Here is a 16,889-nt window from a genome sequence, read left to right on the forward strand (position 1 = left end):
AAAATGGCGATCATATTTTTGTATGAAACTACCCAAGGTTATAAATTCGTCAGATCTTATCTGTAAGGGATACTGTTTAGATAGTCTTTTCGTTTGCTTTTAACTAGGCAATGAGCTATAGGGCTGTACTAGAGTATACGATAAAGCGAGTGAACGAAGTAGTATAGTCATTTAGTTTCTATTTTTATTACTTCGTTAACTCGTCTTGCTGTACTCCAGTACTACCTGCGACTCGTTGCTTAGTACTAAAAATAAATGAAACGGCTATAAAAGATAAACCAAATGACTCTACTTGAACTACTGTAGGCTCATTGCCATGACAGATGAGCTAAACCTTGTCCATACTGTTTTAGCTTTCTAGTAAACTTGACGGTTTAAGCAACAGAATGACCTAGCTACTATACTAGTTTCAATCTCAAACAATAGCGTTTTAGATCTGAGCCATGTCAAAAAACGAATAAACGAATATATATGGAGGACGAAAATGTCAAAAAAACTTACTTTCCAAGAAATTATCTTGACATTACAACAATACTGGAATGAGCAAGGCTGTATGCTAATGCAGGCCTACGATACAGAAAAAGGGGCAGGAACCATGAGTCCCTATACTTTCTTGCGTGCTATCGGCCCTGAGCCATGGAATGCAGCTTATGTAGAGCCAAGTCGTCGTCCAGCAGACGGTCGTTATGGAGAAAACCCAAATCGCCTTTACCAACACCACCAATTCCAGGTGGTTATGAAACCAAGCCCAAGCAACATCCAAGAATTGTATTTGGAATCTCTCGAACGTCTGGGCATCAATCCTTTGGAGCATGATATTCGCTTTGTAGAAGATAACTGGGAAAACCCGTCTACTGGGTCAGCTGGACTAGGCTGGGAAGTTTGGTTTGACGGAATGGAAATTACCCAATTTACTTATTTCCAACAGGTCGGAGGTCTTGCGACAGATCCTGTTACTGCTGAAGTGACTTATGGTTTAGAACGCTTGGCTTCGTATATTCAAGAGGTGGATTCGGTCTATGATATTGAGTGGTCAGCTGGGGTTAAATATGGAGAGATTTTCCTCCAACCAGAATATGAGCATTCTAAATATAGTTTTGAAATCAGTGACCAAGACTTGTTACTAGCCAATTTTGAGAAATTTGAAGTAGAGGCAAGAAGGTGTCTTGATGAGCATTTGGTTCACCCAGCTTTTGACTATGTATTGAAATGTTCACATACCTTTAACTTGTTGGATGCACGCGGTGCGGTTTCAGTAACGGAACGGGCAGGCTATATCGCACGGATTAGAAATTTAGCGCGCGTGGTTGCAAAGACCTTTGTTGCAGAAAGAAAACGTCTTGGTTATCCCTTATTAGATGAAGCAACACGGGCAGAATTGTTGAAAGAAGACGAGCTTTAATATGCTCTTGAAAAATCAGCTGATTTGCGGTTGGAATGCGTTTCAAAGAGGGGATTTTTGAAACTAGTGATAGAACTCTGCAGAAATGGTTGCTAGCATTACATAGGCTAGTATTGAAAAGAAAGGAAATGAATACGGGCTAGGGACGATTGCAAAAAGATAGACCTGACCTAGATGCTTGCTTCTTCGGTCAGTTTCCCATTTTGTTCTGGTTGGTTTAATGCCCGTAGGTATCATAATTATGACGAAAAATTTACTGGTAGAACTTGGTTTAGAAGAAATTCCAGCTTATATTGTAACGCCTGCTATGGCTCAACTTCGAGACAAAATGGCGCAATTTTTGATAGATAACCGTTTGGATTTCAAAGACATTCAAATGTTTTCAACGCCTCGCCGTTTGGCGGTTCGAGTGAGCGGTTTGGCAGAGCGGCAGGAGGATTTGACGGAAGATTTCAAGGGTCCAAGTAAGAAAATTGCCTTGGATGCTGACGGTAACTTTACCAAGGCCGCAGAAGGATTTGTCCGCGGGAAAGGTTTGACAACTGCAGCGATAACTTTCCGTGAGATTAAAGGGGAAGAGTATGTCTATGTAACCAAGCATGAGCAAGGAAAAACAGCCAAGGAGGTTTTGGCAGGTATTCCAGAGGTCCTTGCTTCATTGACTTTCCCTGTTAGCATGCACTGGGCTTCAAATAAATTTGAATACGTTCGCCCGGTCCATACCTTAACGGTCTTGCTAGATGATGAAGCGCTTGATATGGACTTCCTCGATATTTCCTCAGGTCGTATCAGTCGTGGTCATCGTTTCCTAGGTCATGAGGTAGAGATTACGAGAGCTGATAGTTATGAAGCTGATTTGCGCAAGGAGTTTGTTATTGTAGACAGTGACGAGCGTGAAAACATGATTGTGACACAAATTAAGGCGATTGAAACAGCCCAAAATGTAGTCGTTGAGATTGATCCAGACTTGCTTAATGAAGTCCTAAACTTAGTTGAATATCCAACAGCTTTTATGGGAGCGTTTGACGCTAAATATCTTGAGGTTCCAGAAGAAGTATTGGTCACTTCAATGAAAAATCACCAACGTTACTTTGTTGTTCGCGATCAGGCTGGTAGGCTCTTGCCAAACTTTATTTCTGTTCGCAATGGAAATGCAGCATTTCTTGATAATGTCATCAAGGGAAATGAAAAAGTTTTGGTAGCGCGTTTGGAAGACGGAGAATTCTTCTGGCGTGAAGATCAAAAATTACAGATTGCAGATTTGATAACCCGTTTGAAAACGGTCACTTTCCATGAGAAAATTGGGTCACTTCATGAGCATATGGCACGCACGGCTGCAATTAGTAGTCTCTTAGCAGATCAAGCTGGACTTTCTGATGAGGAGAAAAAAGATCTTTCTCGTGCAGCAGCGATTTACAAGTTTGACCTCTTGACTGGTATGGTAGGTGAATTTGATGAATTGCAGGGGATTATGGGGGAAAAGTACGCTCTTCTTGCAGGTGAAACGCCAGTCGTTGCGGCGGCTATTCGTGAGCACTATTTACCAAATAGTGCAGAAGGGGACTTACCAGTAACAAAAGTAGGAGCAGTCCTTGCTCTTGCAGATAAATTAGATACGATTTTGTCCTTCTTCTCTGTCGGATTGATTCCAAGTGGTTCTAATGACCCGTACGCTCTTCGTCGCGCGACCCAAGGTGTGGTAAGGATTTTGGAAGCCTTTGGTTGGAACATTGCCATTGATGAATTGATGGAAAAACTGTATGCTCTTGAGCATGATAGTCTTGTCTACGAACATCAGGCAGAAGTCCTTGATTTCTTCCGTGCTCGTGTGGAAAAAATGATGGACAAGAACGTGCCAAAAGATATCGTGACTGCCGTTTTGAGCAGTAGCCATTTTGTAGTGAGTGACCTGCTAGAAACGGCTCGTCTCTTGGTTGAAAAAGCTAAAACGGCTGCCTTTAAACCAGCTGTTGAAAGCTTATCTCGTGTCTTTAACTTGGCTGAAAAAGCAGAGGCAGGTCTTGTAGTTGATCGCAACTTGTTTGAAGGTGCAGAGGAAAAGATATTGGCAGAAAGAGTTGAGCAGATTGCCCTTACTGCAGATTTGGCAGCGAATATTGACCAACTCTTTGCTCTTCAACCAGTGATTGATACTTTCTTTGAAAATACCATGGTCATGGTTGAGGATGAAGCTGTAAAAAATAACCGTCTGGCCGTGCTTGCTGCCTTGATGAATAAGGCGCAACAGGTTGCTCGGTTTAACCAAATCAATACCAAATAGGAGTAACGATGGAACAAGCAAAAATTGATCGGATCAATGAATTGGCTAAAAAGAAAAAAGAAACGGGCCTGACAGACGAGGAATTAAAAGAACAAGCAGCCCTTCGTGAAGAGTATATCGAGGGATACCGTCGCAGTGTCCGTGCCCATGTAGAGGGGATTAAAATCGTTGATGAGGCTGGAAACGATATAACACCAGAAAAACTCAAACAAGTGCAGCGAGAAAAAGGCTTGCACGGTCGTAGCCTAGAGGACCCAAATTCATAAAAACAAAGGGAAAGCAACCAAGGTTTGATGCCCTTTAAGACTGGTAAAAAACTCTTGAATAATCAAAAGGCTTACGATCAAGTTAGTGAAAACAGCGATCGTAAGCCTTTTTTACTAGAGTCAGATACTATATTGGGCTATAAAGTTAAATGTTTATATGCTATATAGTCATTTCGTTTATCTTTTATTACTTCGTTCACTCGCTTTGCCCTACTCTCTAGTACAGCCTGCAGCTTGTTGCCTAGTACTAAAAGTAAACTAAAAGACTATAGTGCGTATGAAAACCGAAAGACGAAAAAACACTAGCGTATGCGCTGGTGTTTTTAGATATTTCCTTCTTGCAATCTTCTCCTTAGAATAATACTGCTAGGAATTAAGACTATGACACTGCCAATCCAGGCAGCAGGGTTGGCAGCAGCAACACCGTAGAAACCAAAATAAGTCAGACCGATAATAGCGACACCAGCCCGCATGACTAGTTCCATAATCCCTGCAAGAGTTGGAACAAAACCCTTTCCAAGCCCCTGAATGAAGCTACGAAGGATAAAGAGGATAGACAAAATCCAGTAGCAAGCCCCATTAATCATGTAATAGGAGAGGGCTAAATGATAGACTTCTGTACTAGCATTTGCAAGAAAAAGGCTTGAGAAGAAGCGATTGGCAGCGACGAGGACAATCGCAAAGGTGATGGCCCAAGCAATACTGATGAGGACAGAGTTTCTCAAACCCTCTAAGATTCGCAGATAGAGTTTAGCACCGTAGTTCTGAGCGGTAAAGGTAGAAATAGCTAAGCCCAGATTGATCATCGGAAGCATGGCAAGCTGGTCGGTCTTGCTAGCAATAGCTTGAGCTGCAATCGCATTCGTACCCAGTTGGTTGAGCATAACCTGTAGGGTAATAGCTCCAATGGCAATAATACTTGCCTGAAAAGCCATAGGAAATCCCAGTTGAGCATGTTTGAGGAGATTAAGCTTATCTAGTCTGACTTCTGCCCACTTGACATGGAAATAAGGGACTTTTTTATAGATATAGACTGCCAGGTACAGGACTGAAAAAGCCTGAGCTGTAATTGTTGCTAGTCCTGCTCCAAATACACCCAATCCGACATTTAAAATAAAGAGAAAATCGAGAACAATATTGATAAAGCAGGCGATAATAAGGGCAATTAGCGGTGTGGTTGAGTCACCGAGACTGCGGATGAGATTGGACAGATAGTTAAAGAGGACAGAGAAAATAGTTCCACCGAAAATCGCTAGTAAAAACTGATGCGAATGCGGTAGCAATTCCTCTGGGGTCTGCATAAAAATGAGTAGTGGTCGTAGGAAAGAAAGTGCTAAAATAGTCAAGAAAAGACTCACACAGAGGGAGTAAAAGAGACCGTGGACAAAGCTTTTTTTGATACCATCGAAATCATTTGCTCCAAATCGTTGGGCAGTTACAATAGTCAATCCACTCGTTAAGCCTTGTGCAAATCCGAGAATGAGAAAGACGATGCTGCCAGTTGCTCCGACACTAGCAAAAGCGACTTTACCAAGTGTGTGTCCTACAATGATGCTATCTGCAAAATTATACGTTAATTGAAAAAAGCTTCCAACTAAAAGTGGCAAGGTAAAGCGCAAGATTACACGAATCGGCTTTCCTTGGGTTAAATCCTGCATAAAAACTCCTTGGAAATAAGAGAGAAGAAGCGAATATTAGGGTTGCTGTAAGCTGAGGGGCTAGAGTTTATTGGTGTATTCCTCAAAGTGATCGACGGTATGGTTGTCGGTTACAGCCATAATCAGTTCTTGCTCGTTAAAAACATAGTCGGGTGAAAATTGAATTGTCAATTTATGAGTTGTTGCATCGCGGTAACCAATAATATTGAGATTGTAATGCTGGCGTAATTGTAGCTGAGCGAGGCTCTTACCAATCCATTTTTGTGGTGCATGAAATTCAATGATGCTGACATTGCCATCTAGCTCAATTAAGTCAGTCGTGTCGCGATGGAGGAGGTGTTTGGCAAGGGAAATCCCGGTTTCTCTTTCTGGAGAAATGACGCGATCAGCCCCGATTTTTAATAGCACTTCCTTGCTTGTTTTACTCTTGACTTTGGCGACGATTTTAGGCACATTTAGAGCCTTGCAATGGAGGACAGCAAGGACACTTGATTCTAAGTTGCGTCCTGTTGCAACGACCACCGTATCACAACGGTCAATCCCTGCTGCTCGCAGCAAGTCCTTGTCTGTAATATCGCCTACTATACCTTTAGTTAAGACAGTTTCCAGCTGATTGATACGTTCAGCATGATTATCAATAGCAATGATATTACAATTATAGTGGTGCAAGGTTTTAGCAATGGTGGTTCCAAAGACACCAAGCCCCAAAATTCCGATAGTTTGAGTCTTCATCATCATTATCTCCTTTTAAATTAAGATACAAGGGCGTTTAAAAAGCGAATGAAAAATAGGAAATATGACGAGTGAAAAGCTCCAGTGGAGGTTTTCAGCCTACTTCCTAGGGAGCGTTTGCTCCGCAACCGTCTATTTCCCGCCTCCAAAGGTATGCTTCCTTTAGAGCTAGGAAGATTTATACCTAAAGGTAGCCCGTAAGCAAATAAAATTTGCAACGGCTTCGTCTCTTTTTCACTAGAATTTTAGCCCTCGTTCAGTTACATTAAGATACGAGGACGTTAAAAGCACAAAGTGAAAATAGGAAATACGACGCAGAAGCACCTGCTTCTAGGCGTATTTATCTTTTTCACACAGTGCTTAGTCCTTGTTCAGTTACATTAAGATACAAGGGCGTTTGACACGAGTTTCACTCGTTTTATCTCCCACCTTCAACAGTCTTTTTAGACTGTTGAAGCGAGCAAAGTAAAAATAGGAGGTTGACGAAGAGTCTGTAGACTCTAGGAAACCTATACCTAAAGGTAACCACACCTGTAAGCAACTAAAGTTGCAACAGGTGCGGTTCTTTTTTACATAGCTCGTAGGCTGTGTTCAATGAAACCAAGATACCAAGCCCGTAAAACTCAAGGTAAAAATAGGCGGCCGAACAGAAGTTGCTGGCAACTTCGTTGTGAGCCCCGACGAGGCTAGCTACCGCTAGATAATCGAAGCAGGTAGGTTTACGACCAATGAGATTAGTACCTGAATATGCAAGCAAATACCTTTTGCGAAGACGTTTCGTCTAGCGAGGTCTTCTCTTTTTTACACAGAGTTTAGGGCGGGTTCCGTTAAACAATCATAGATGATTTTGCATATTGTATGGTTTCTTCCTTGGATAATTTCCGAGCAGAAAGACTGATTAAAATCGACATGGGACCAATTCGTCCAAAGAACATAAGCGCCATGATAATGAGTTGCCCTAGTTGAGATAATTCAGGGGTTAGATTGGCAGTTACCCCAACGGTTGCTAATGCTGACATGACCTCGAAAATCAGAAAGAGCATAGGTTTGTGAGGATCTGTCATGCTGATAGCAAAGAGGCCGATGATAAAGACCATGATAAAGACGATAAAGGTCGCAAAGGCCTTTTGAATAGTGACAGCATCAATCGTTCTTGCCTTGAAATTGGTATGGGGTAGACCGATAATCTCGCGTCTCGCATAGAGAATGAGGGTGAGAAAGGCTGTTATTTTTATCCCACCAGCTGTTCCGCCAGGTGCTCCACCAAGCATCATTTGAAAGGTATAGAGTAAGAGGGTTACGGGATTGGCTTTTGTATAGTCAATCGATGCAAAACCTGCAGTCCGCATGGTAACAGTCTGGAAAAAACTAGCTAAGACTTTTTGTGGAAAAGTCAATGAGCCAATAGTTGCAGGATTTTCATATTCAGTTAAAAAGGTTAAGATCGTGCCAATCAAGAGGATGAGACTGGTCATGGTGAGGACAACCTTAGTATGAAAACTGAGTTTTCGAAAACTCAAGCGCTTTTTAATTTTGGTCTGCATGTCAAACCAGACAGAAAATCCAAGCCCTCCCATGATAATGAGAGCGGCAATGGTCAGATTGACCAAGGGATTGGTAGCATACTTGATTAGGCTGGTTGAACCAAAATTGTCAAAACCTGCATTACAGAAAGAAGAAATGGCTAGGAAAATTGAAGAAAAAATCCCCCGTTGCCAGCCGAATTCTGGCACGAATTGGAAAGAAAGGCATATTGCCCCTAGCGCCTCAATGATAAAGGTAAAGCCAAAGACAGACTTGATAAAGCTGCGAAAGTGTTTGGTTTCTGCTAAGCTAAAGCTTTCTTGTAGGGTAGCCATATTGATAAAGCTGAGCTTTCGACCACCTCTTAGGGCGAAGAGTCCGATAAAGCTAATGAGGCTCAGCCCTCCAATTTGAATCAGTAGCATACAGATGATTTGGCCAAATGTATTGTAGGTTTCTGCGACAGGCACTGTGAAGAGTCCTGTTACACAGACCATAGAGATAGTAGTAAACAGATGATCCCAGTACCGGGCCTCAGAGCTAGCGAGCTGCGAAATCGGTAGAGATAATAGGAATGAGCCAATCAGGATAAGACCCGCAAAGCTTAGGACAATCCGTTGGCCTGGTTTTAATGTTAGACTAAACGTAGGCATAACTCTCTTTCATAATTAGGATATGAGGATATTGTAGCACAAATTGCCAAAAATAACAGAAAAACCTACCTAATTTGGTAGGAAAAGAGTACTTATTTCCATTCAGCTAAAATGATTTGGTTGTAATAGCGGAGTGGTCCGACTTTTTGCAACAAATAGTTAGCAGTTAGACCGACCAAAAATCCAGAAAGAATACCGCTAATAGACAAAATAGGAAGATAGTTGAGAACGAGTAACGATTGAGCAATCCAGGAAAAGACCAGAAGTTGACCGATATTGTGAAGCATTCCTCCTAGGATAGAAATCCCGATGGCGCTGACCCTCTGAGGACCTAACTGCTTAGCGGCAAGCATTCCGATATAGCTAAGAGTAACTCCTGCAAAGCCGTATAGAAAGGTTGAAAAGGTACCGCCTAAAAAGGTTGAAATTAGTAGTCGGATGCTGACTACTTTGACACTGTCCTTAGCAGGGAGAGTAAAGATGGCAATCAAGCTAATCAGGTTTCCAAGCCCTAATTTTGCTCCAGGAGCAAAGGAAAAGGGGGTTGGAATCAGTCTTTCAACTAGAGAAATGACAACGGCCTGGGCAGCTAGCATTGTGATAAATAGTAATGTTTGATGTTTTGAATTCATAATCGTATCTCTAATCTAGATGGGTAGAAAGTCCTTAGGAGTGGGATAATACTCTCTAAAAATCAACATCTGACTAACTTTCATAACTAAGAATTATGACAGGTTGGAGATAAGGGTGGTAAAGCTCTCCTTATTTCTAAACTTTTCTAAATTGCAAAGTAAATGGAGCTTTCGTAGGGTGAGCTAACGATGTCAGATTTTAATTTTTGATGAGCATAAGATTGCTCAATCCTTTCTACTTCCATTATACTATCCGTTTTTTTAAAGATATGCAAGTCTTTTCGTAAAATTGTTTACCAAAAGCGAATTATCCAATTGTGCAATCTCTGTAAAAGGTGTATAATAGACTTTGTTAAAAAACAGACAAACTAATCGGAGGTTATGTGTTGGCTAAAAATATTGTAATAGTAGGTGCTGGTTATGCAGGGATTTCTGCAGCGCGCTTACTCGGAAAAAAATTCAAGAAGAACGACGATGTGACCGTTACCTTGATTGATAAAAATTCATTCCATACATATATGACAGAGTTGCACGAAGTAGCAGCTGGTCGCGTGGAAAAGGATGCGATTAAATATGATTTGAAACGCATTTTCAACAAGTATCCAAAAGTTAATTTGGTAACAGATAAGGTTGTTGAAATTGATTATGACAAAAAAGAAGTGATTGCAGAGCACCAAACGCTTCCATTTGATTATCTATTGCTTGCCATGGGTGGGGAAGCCAACGACTTTGGTATCAAAGGTGTAAAAGAAAATGGCTTTACTCTTTGGTCCATTGAAGCGGCAGAGCGTCTGCATGACCATATCGTTGATTCATGCTACCGTGCAATGCGTGAACATGATGAAGAAAAACGCCGTGCTCTCCTTACTTTCACCGTTATCGGTGCAGGGTTCACGGGTATTGAAATGATTGGTGAACTGATTGATTGGGTTCCAATCTTGGCACATGAATTTAAACTAAACCCAGCAGAATTCTCTCTCAAAGTGATTGAAGCAATGCCTAATATCTTGCAGATGGTCACTGAGAAAGAGCAGGTTAAAACCCGCAAATATCTTGAGAAAAAAGGTGTTGAATTAGTACTGGGTGACGGAGTTGCAGCTGTTGAAGCTGACAAATTAGTCCTCTCATCTGGACGTGAAATTTCAACCCACACTTCAATCTGGACAGCAGGTGTGCAAGCTAATAGTGATGCTAGCGAATTTGGTATTGAAAAAGCGCGTGCAGGTCGCTTGGTTGCCAATGAATACATGGAAGCTAAAGGAAAAGAAAATGTCTATGTAGCTGGTGACCTGGTGTACTATGAAGAGCCAGGAAATGATGGCAAACCGACACCACAAATCGTTCAAGCTGCTGAGCAAACTGGACATACTGCTGCCCAAAATATTATCGCAGCAATTACAGGTGGTGAAAAACATAGCTATAAAGGGAAATACGATGGCTTCATGGTTTCAATCGGTTCGCGCTATGGTGTTGCTTTCTTGATGGGCAAATACCATTTGTCAGGCTTTATGGCGATGTTCATGAAGCACATGGTTAACTTGCTGTATTTCTTTACCATTCGTAGCTTCTTCTACATGGGGTCGTATGTCCGCCATGAATTCTTTGATATTAAAAATAAACGCAATATCTTTGGTGGTCATACATCAGGTAAAGGAAATCTACTTTGGTCTGCTCCTCTACGTGTCTTCTACGGCTCTGTTTGGCTCTATGAAGGGGTTAAGAAAGCCTTTGGTCTCTTTGGTACTACCTCATGGTTAGGAGATCAAGTTGTCTTCCCATTCCCATGGTTAGCAGATCCTGTGTCAGGAGCATCTGCTGCTGAAGCAACGTCAAGTGCTTCTCAAGCAGCGACTGAAACTGCACAAGCTATCTTTGGACTTAGCTATGCTTACGGTGAGCAACCAATGACAGTCTTAGATGGTATGCCAGATTGGTTTGCTTCTATCATGCAGTTCATGATGCCAAACCAAGAAGTGGCCCTCTTTATGCAAAAATTTATGACGATTGCTGAAATCGGGATTGGTCTTGCCTTGATTGCAGGAGCTTTCGTATGGATTGTCAGCGCGGCAACGGTTGCCTTGGTAGTCATGTTTAGCTTGTCAGGTATGTTCTACTGGGTTAATATTTGGTTTATTCCAGTTGCAATCTCGTTGATGAACGGTGCAGGACGTTCCTTTGGTCTGGACTACTGGATTATGCCATGGTTGGGTCGTTTTCTCGATAGGAAAATCTATGGTAAACCCAAGCATATTTACACTTTAAAAGACAAACGATAATGAATAGTGGTTCTTAATTCCATTATCATTGAATACAGTAAAAATGATAAGGACTATTCAAAAAACAGGATAAAAGTTTTGCTGAATAGTCTTTTTTCTATTGTGAAGTAGGAGAATTGTGGTACATCAAATTTGGGAGAATCATCCAGAAATACAAAGAGGTTTAGAGCAAGTCAAGCGCATTATGCTAACGGAGATGAGGGTGGTGCATCTTGCTGTGCGTGAAAAAATTGTGGAATACATGGAAGCACCGGGAAAATACTTGCGTTCTGGTTTGTGCCTGTTATTTGCCCAGGCTGTGGATGGACAAATAAAACCGGAGAAACTCTATTTTGCTGCCTATGTGGAGGTACTTCATCTTGCGACCCTTATCCATGATGATGTCATTGATGAGGCGGATATAAGACGTGGGATTGTAGTTGCTCATCGTCAATTTTCAAATCGAATTGCTATCTATGCAGGTGACTATCTCATGGCTTATGCAGGGCGATTATTAGCCAAGGGCATTCGTCTAATGCAGCTTGAAAAAGATGAGTTAGGATCTTTCAATGAGAGATTGCTGGAGGGGATTTTAGCAGGAGAGCTGGCTCAGTTGATGAACCAGTTTGATACTAGCATGACTATGAAACGTTACCTCAAGCAAATTCAAGGAAAAACAGCATTTCTATTCGGCTTGGCCTGTCAGTTGGGAAGTTTACAAAATGGAACACCTCTCAAGCAAACCTCGCCTGCTTTTCGGGCCGGTCGTTCTTTTGGTATGGCTTTTCAATTACGAGATGATATGATTGATTATCAGTTGACAGCTCAAGAATCGGGCAAGCCTGCTCGCCAAGATATCCAAAATGGCATTTATACAGCCCCACTTCTTTTTGCGATTGAAGAGGATAAGAGCATTCGTCAAGATTTAGTTTTCCTCATTGAGTCCAAAGAAGAGGCGCTGGTGAGTCAAATAATTGATAAAATCAACCGTACCAAGGCTAAGGAGCAGACTAGAGCTTTGATGCAGGCCTATTTGTATAAGATGGAGCAGCAGCTTGCTTTGTTAGAAACGGGCAATCGGTCAGTAGACTGGAAATGGTTGCTTGAGGCAATGTTGGATTCGTATGCTTGAATTAATAAAAAGGATTTTATGTTTCATTTTACGTTAAACATTGGACATTTTTGTCAGAAAGGTATATGATTGTAGAAGTAAGAAAACGCTTCAGTTTTAATAGGCTGAGGTAAGAAAAAGGAGTATTATTACATGAAAACAACAAGAGTCATGTTGAAAAGTGTTGTAGTTTTAGCGGCTACGTTTGCCTTGGTAGCATGTGGTGCGAAAGAAGACAAGAAAGACACTGCGATGTCTTCATCTGAAACAACCATGTCTTCTTCAGCAGCAGAAACCAAAATGATGGCTGAATTGAAAGACGGTACCTATTCAGCAGAATCTGCACCTGATGAACGTGGATTTAAGATTGTTCACACAATCACTGTTAAAGACGGGAAAATCACGGAGTCTAAGTTTGACTACGAAGACAAAGATGGTAAAATGAAGTCTGAAAATGAAGAATACAACAAAATGATGAGTGAGAAAGCTGGTATTTCTGCTAAAGAAACAATCGAAAAATTAAATGCTGCATTGGTTGAAAAACAAGATGTTGCAGCTGTTGAAGTTGTTTCTGGTGCAACTCATACTTCAGAAGACTTCAAGAAGAGTACAACCGCTCTCCTTGCTGCAGCTGAAAAAGGCGATACTGCAAAAGTGATGCTTGACAAATAATCTGGCATAAAATAAAAGGAAATGAGGCTGGGACAAGAGTACCGGCCTCATAAAGTTGTATAGGATGAATTACTTGACGTATATCAAATAGTAGGGGGAGTGGGAAAGAACTTAAAACACATAAGGAAGCGTTCGGTTTTTACCTTATTCCCTATAGGGCTGAAACGGTCTATTCCCAGACCGTTTCACTCCGATTTCCGCATAGCTCCAACAGTCAGAGTAGTGACTGTTGGAGGTTAGAAATGAAGCCAACGAGTTCGCATCAGTCGTAGAGGTCAGATTTGGAGTGGGAAACAGGAACAAATATACTCTCCGTAAGTTTCATTTCCAACCTTCAATGGCATGATGATAGCCATTGAAGCAATCAACCGCTGCGTCAAAGTAATTCGGTTCATAAAGTGAGAAAGCTGGGACTTTTTGCCCAGCCTCGAGTTAAGAGCTGCGTAAAAAAGAAATGAAGCCGTTGCAAATTTTATTTGCTTACGGATACAGCTACCTTTAGGTATAAATCTTCCTAGCTCAAAAGGTATGGCATACCTTTTGAGGCGGGAAATAGACGGTTGCGGATTAAGCGCTCCCTAGGAAGTAGGCTGAAAACCTCCACTGGAGCTTTTCACTCGTCGTATTTCCTATTTTTCATTCGCTTTTTACCCGCCCTTGTATCTTGTGTAATTGAACCCGCCCTAAACTCTGTGCGAAAAAGATAAATTTTCCTAGAAACTAATGTTTCTTCGTCAAATTTCCTATTTTCGCTTTGAGTTCTTTACGGGCTTTGTATCTTGATGTAACTGAACTCGGGCTAAAAGCTCGGAAAAAAGATAAATACTCCTAGAAGCAGGAGCTTCTTCGTCGTCTTTCCTATTTTTCATTCGCTTTTTACCCGCCCTCGTATCTTGTGTAATTGAACCCGCCCTAAACTCTGTGTAAAAAAGAGAAGCCTTTGCTAGACGAAACGTCTTCGCAAAGTTTCCTATTTTTACCTTGAGTTTTACGGGCTTGGTATCTTGTATAAAGGAGAAAGAAAATATGAAATGGAAGTGGCTAGCCATTCCTTTACTCATCTGTAGCTTTTTATTAGGAGCTTGTCAGTCTAAGTCAGCAGCCAAAAAAAGTTTGCCTGTGATAGAAAACCCCTTGATTCGGACGGAGAGTTTGCTCCATACAGTTGTACAGATTAGTATTTATCATGAGAATCAGGAAGAAGCCATGGAAGAGGGGCTTGCCTATGTGAAAGAGATGGAGAAGCTTTTATCAACAAATCTCGAGGGTTCTGATATTTATCGTATCAACCATGCGGCAGGAAAAGAAGCTATCAAGGTTGACCCTCGCACATTTGAACTGATTGAGCAGGCCTTGGCAATGGGGATGAAGAGCAATGGACGCTTTGATGTCTCGATTGGTGCGGTCAACACTCTCTGGAAAATTGGCTCAGAAGATGCCCGAAAACCTAATGATCAAGAAATCAAGGCAGCTCTACCTCATATCAACTACAAAGATGTCCAGTTGGACAAGAACAACCAGACGGTTGCGGTAAAAGAGGGGATGATGTTGGAGCTAGGTGCTATCTCAAAAGGATATATCGCGGATGGTTTGAAGAAATTATTTGCCAGTAAAGGGATAACAACAGCGATTATCAATCTAGGTGGTAATGTTGTCGTTATGGGAAGTTCACCTGCCCACAAGGAAGGCTGGAAAGTTGGTGTTCAAGATCCTGATGAAGTACGGGGAACAGTAGTCGGGTCAGTCTATGTGACGGACGGATCGGTTGTAACGTCAGGAATTTACGAGCGTTATTTGGAAGTTGATGGCGTCCTCTATCACCACATCCTTGATCCGGAAACAGGCTATCCAGTTGAGAATACACTCTCAGGTGTAACAGTTTTTACAAAAACCTCTACTCAGGGAGATGCGCTATCCACGACGCTATTTCTTTTGGGAATTGAGAAAGGACGAGAATTTATTGACCAGTTACAGGATGTAGAGGCGGTCTTTATTGATAAAGATCGTGGCATTCATTTAAGTAAGGGACTAAAGGATCGTTTTGAATGGAGTAATAAGGAGTATCATCTTGTCAATGACTAATGAAAAGGGGAGAATTACCCTGCCTATTTTTTTAGAATTTATTGAATTACGAACCAAGGTTGCCAGTGTCTTTCCCATGCTTCTTGGAATTGTCTGGGCCATCTACCGCTACGGTGTCTTTAATGGTTTCAATACCCTGCTCTTTGTTTTAGCTGTTTTGACGTTTGACATGTGTACGACAGCTATCAATAATACCATGGACTATGTCAAGGCAAAGGATCAGGTCTATCGCAAGGAGCATAATGTCATCGGTCGTAATCAGCTTGACTTTGGACAAATGGTACAGATTATTTTTCTTCTCTTGTCCTTTTCGACGGTGCTTTCGCTGGTTTTAGTCTGGCGGACGGATTTGATATTATTACCGCTAGGAGCTTTATGCTTTTTGATAGGTATCTGTTATACTTTTGGACCAATCCCTTTATCACGGATGCCACTAGGTGAGATTTTTTCAGGGGTTACCATGGGATTAGGCATCTTTTTCCTCGGTGTTTTTGTTCAGGCACCGGACTTGCTTTTAGTCAGTCGCTTTGTAGGCGAATGGTTTCAACTGCAGCTGGCTTGGGAGAAATGTATTGAGATTGGTCTGATGAGTCTGCCCTTGATTTGTTTGATTGCTAATATTATGCTAGCCAATAACTTGTGTGATTTGGATGAAGATATTCGCAATCATCGCCATACGCTAGTCTTTCATATTGGACGACAAAAAGGGCTCTTGCTCTATACCTGCTTAGCCATATTGCCGTGGTTCTTGTGGTTGCTTTACCCCCTTTTTGGTTTCTTGCCATTTTGGGCTTGGTTAGGCTATGGTGTAGCAGTCTTGTCTTATAGAAGCTTGGGACATTTTTTGGAAAAACAGGTCAAACGTGAAACCTTTGTCGAAGCTGTAAAAAGCTTCATTCTCTTTTCACTTATGTATCTTCTGGTGCTGATTGTGGCTTGTCTTGTCTAGCAAAAAAAGAGTGAGAGAAGCGTGGTTTTGAAGCCGCGCTTCTCTCACTCTTTTTTTGTTTAAGATGCGAGGGCATAAAAAACAATTGTACATCTGTATCTGTCATCATTTTAGAGCCAAACTCCTCTTATTAGTTAGTACAAGAACTGGTAAAAGGAGGCTGGGCATTGTTCCCAACCTCCTTCTAAATAGGCAAAATCAATTCTTCCTCGTCATCGTTTTCTTGATCCTCTGGAGTTCGGATTTCGATGATGAGATTGTGGGGAAGACAGACTGCAATTTCGCCTGATTTACTAATCCAGCCGGTATTAACTGCGATTTGGTCAGGGCTGTTGTCTTCTTTGTCTCGAATGCGTTCTCCATCAACCTCGATGATATTGTACTGGCCAGGGTTGGGATAGTAGGTCACTTCCTTGTGGGGTGTACTTTTTGAGAGTTTGAATTCTTCGACAACTTCACCATTGATCCGGATAGAAGCAATTAGATAGGGTTCTTCTTGTTGATATTGACCGCTTGCGTAGGTAATGATAGCTGGTACAAAGGATAGGAACAAGGTCATCCCTACTAAGATAAAGTCAAACGGTCTTAATTGATGTAAAATATGTTTCATTCCAACCCTCATTCTATCAAGAATAAGAATATTGTAAAGGAATTTCATTGCTTTGTAAAGAT

Annotated in this window: 13 protein-coding genes; 8 read left to right on the forward strand and 5 right to left on the reverse strand. The window is 41.6% G+C overall.

What is annotated here, in order from left to right:
* Positions 1 to 484: 484 nt before the first annotated feature.
* The 3 genes from glyQ (at position 485) to E4T79_RS06700 (ending at position 3,949) form a co-directional block, all read left to right on the forward strand.
* Positions 485 to 1,402 (forward strand): glycine--tRNA ligase subunit alpha, encoded by a 918-nt coding sequence (glyQ, locus tag E4T79_RS06690; protein WP_135028841.1) that lies wholly within the window; start codon positions 485 to 487, stop codon positions 1,400 to 1,402.
* 241 nt (positions 1,403 to 1,643) lie between these two features.
* Positions 1,644 to 3,683 (forward strand): glycine--tRNA ligase subunit beta, encoded by a 2,040-nt coding sequence (glyS, locus tag E4T79_RS06695; protein ID WP_135028843.1) that lies wholly within the window; start codon positions 1,644 to 1,646, stop codon positions 3,681 to 3,683.
* A gap of 8 nt (positions 3,684 to 3,691) precedes the next feature.
* Positions 3,692 to 3,949 carry a DUF896 family protein gene (locus E4T79_RS06700; RefSeq protein ID WP_135028845.1) on the forward strand — a complete coding sequence of 86 codons (258 nt, stop codon included), beginning with the start codon at positions 3,692 to 3,694 and terminating at the stop codon, positions 3,947 to 3,949.
* Positions 3,950 to 4,272: 323 nt separating this feature from the next.
* Here the strand turns inward: E4T79_RS06700 and E4T79_RS06705 are convergent, their stop codons facing one another.
* The 4 genes from E4T79_RS06705 to E4T79_RS06720 form a co-directional block, all read right to left on the reverse strand.
* Positions 4,273 to 5,607 carry an MATE family efflux transporter gene (locus tag E4T79_RS06705; RefSeq protein ID WP_135028847.1) on the reverse strand — a complete coding sequence of 445 codons (1,335 nt, stop codon included), beginning with the start codon at positions 5,605 to 5,607 and terminating at the stop codon, positions 4,273 to 4,275.
* A 60-nt stretch (positions 5,608 to 5,667) separates the two neighbouring features.
* Complete coding sequence (locus E4T79_RS06710; protein ID WP_135028911.1) at positions 5,668 to 6,339, reverse strand: TrkA family potassium uptake protein; 672 nt, start codon at positions 6,337 to 6,339, stop codon at positions 5,668 to 5,670.
* A gap of 827 nt (positions 6,340 to 7,166) precedes the next feature.
* Positions 7,167 to 8,516, reverse strand: coding sequence for a potassium transporter TrkG (locus tag E4T79_RS06715; RefSeq protein ID WP_135028849.1), 1,350 nt, complete (start codon positions 8,514 to 8,516; stop codon positions 7,167 to 7,169).
* Between the two features lie 92 nt (positions 8,517 to 8,608).
* A complete protein-coding gene (locus E4T79_RS06720; RefSeq protein ID WP_135028851.1) occupies positions 8,609 to 9,148 on the reverse strand; it encodes a Gx transporter family protein in 540 nt (179 codons plus the stop codon).
* A gap of 386 nt (positions 9,149 to 9,534) precedes the next feature.
* On the opposite strand from E4T79_RS06720, the gene E4T79_RS06725 reads away from it, so the two are divergent.
* The 5 genes from E4T79_RS06725 to E4T79_RS06745 all read left to right on the forward strand — a co-directional run bounded on the left by E4T79_RS06725 (position 9,535) and on the right by E4T79_RS06745 (position 16,217).
* A complete protein-coding gene (locus E4T79_RS06725; protein WP_135028853.1) occupies positions 9,535 to 11,424 on the forward strand; it encodes an NAD(P)/FAD-dependent oxidoreductase in 1,890 nt (629 codons plus the stop codon).
* 118 nt (positions 11,425 to 11,542) lie between these two features.
* The gene (locus E4T79_RS06730; protein ID WP_135028855.1) at positions 11,543 to 12,535 is read left to right on the forward strand and encodes a polyprenyl synthetase family protein; all 993 of its coding nucleotides are present in this window, start codon (positions 11,543 to 11,545) and stop codon (positions 12,533 to 12,535) included.
* 132 nt (positions 12,536 to 12,667) lie between these two features.
* Positions 12,668 to 13,186, forward strand: coding sequence for an FMN-binding protein (locus E4T79_RS06735; protein ID WP_135028857.1), 519 nt, complete (start codon positions 12,668 to 12,670; stop codon positions 13,184 to 13,186).
* A 1,026-nt stretch (positions 13,187 to 14,212) separates the two neighbouring features.
* The gene (locus E4T79_RS06740; protein ID WP_135028859.1) at positions 14,213 to 15,268 is read left to right on the forward strand and encodes an FAD:protein FMN transferase; all 1,056 of its coding nucleotides are present in this window, start codon (positions 14,213 to 14,215) and stop codon (positions 15,266 to 15,268) included.
* Positions 15,261 to 16,217: a 1,4-dihydroxy-2-naphthoate polyprenyltransferase gene (locus E4T79_RS06745; RefSeq protein WP_135028913.1), complete on the forward strand. Its 957-nt coding sequence runs from the start codon at positions 15,261 to 15,263 to the stop codon at positions 16,215 to 16,217. The genes E4T79_RS06740 and E4T79_RS06745 overlap by 8 nt, the downstream gene beginning before the upstream one ends.
* A 184-nt stretch (positions 16,218 to 16,401) precedes the next feature.
* Here the strand turns inward: E4T79_RS06745 and E4T79_RS06750 are convergent, their stop codons facing one another.
* The gene (locus E4T79_RS06750) at positions 16,402 to 16,827 is read right to left on the reverse strand and encodes a NusG domain II-containing protein (RefSeq protein ID WP_228063809.1); all 426 of its coding nucleotides are present in this window, start codon (positions 16,825 to 16,827) and stop codon (positions 16,402 to 16,404) included.
* Between the last annotated feature and the right edge of the window lie 62 nt (positions 16,828 to 16,889).

This window comes from Streptococcus sp. LYSM12 (genome assembly GCF_004569635.1).
Taxonomy (GTDB): domain Bacteria; phylum Bacillota; class Bacilli; order Lactobacillales; family Streptococcaceae; genus Streptococcus.

Bases quoted from the DNA above. Each gene is read 5' to 3' on its own strand.
- E4T79_RS06710 (WP_135028911.1), bottom strand. From the start codon at position 6,339: ATGAAGACTCAAACTATCGGAATTTTGGGGCTTGGTGTCTTTGGAACC.
- E4T79_RS06750 (WP_228063809.1), bottom strand. From the start codon at position 16,827: ATGAAACATATTTTACATCAATTAAGACCGTTTGACTTTATCTTAGTA.
- E4T79_RS06705 (WP_135028847.1), bottom strand. From the start codon at position 5,607: ATGCAGGATTTAACCCAAGGAAAGCCGATTCGTGTAATCTTGCGCTTT.
- glyS (WP_135028843.1), top strand. From the start codon at position 1,644: ATGACGAAAAATTTACTGGTAGAACTTGGTTTAGAAGAAATTCCAGCT.
- E4T79_RS06740 (WP_135028859.1), top strand. From the start codon at position 14,213: ATGAAATGGAAGTGGCTAGCCATTCCTTTACTCATCTGTAGCTTTTTA.
- E4T79_RS06735 (WP_135028857.1), top strand. From the start codon at position 12,668: ATGAAAACAACAAGAGTCATGTTGAAAAGTGTTGTAGTTTTAGCGGCT.
- E4T79_RS06745 (WP_135028913.1), top strand. From the start codon at position 15,261: ATGACTAATGAAAAGGGGAGAATTACCCTGCCTATTTTTTTAGAATTT.
- E4T79_RS06715 (WP_135028849.1), bottom strand. From the start codon at position 8,516: ATGCCTACGTTTAGTCTAACATTAAAACCAGGCCAACGGATTGTCCTA.
- E4T79_RS06720 (WP_135028851.1), bottom strand. From the start codon at position 9,148: ATGAATTCAAAACATCAAACATTACTATTTATCACAATGCTAGCTGCC.
- E4T79_RS06700 (WP_135028845.1), top strand. From the start codon at position 3,692: ATGGAACAAGCAAAAATTGATCGGATCAATGAATTGGCTAAAAAGAAA.
- glyQ (WP_135028841.1), top strand. From the start codon at position 485: ATGTCAAAAAAACTTACTTTCCAAGAAATTATCTTGACATTACAACAA.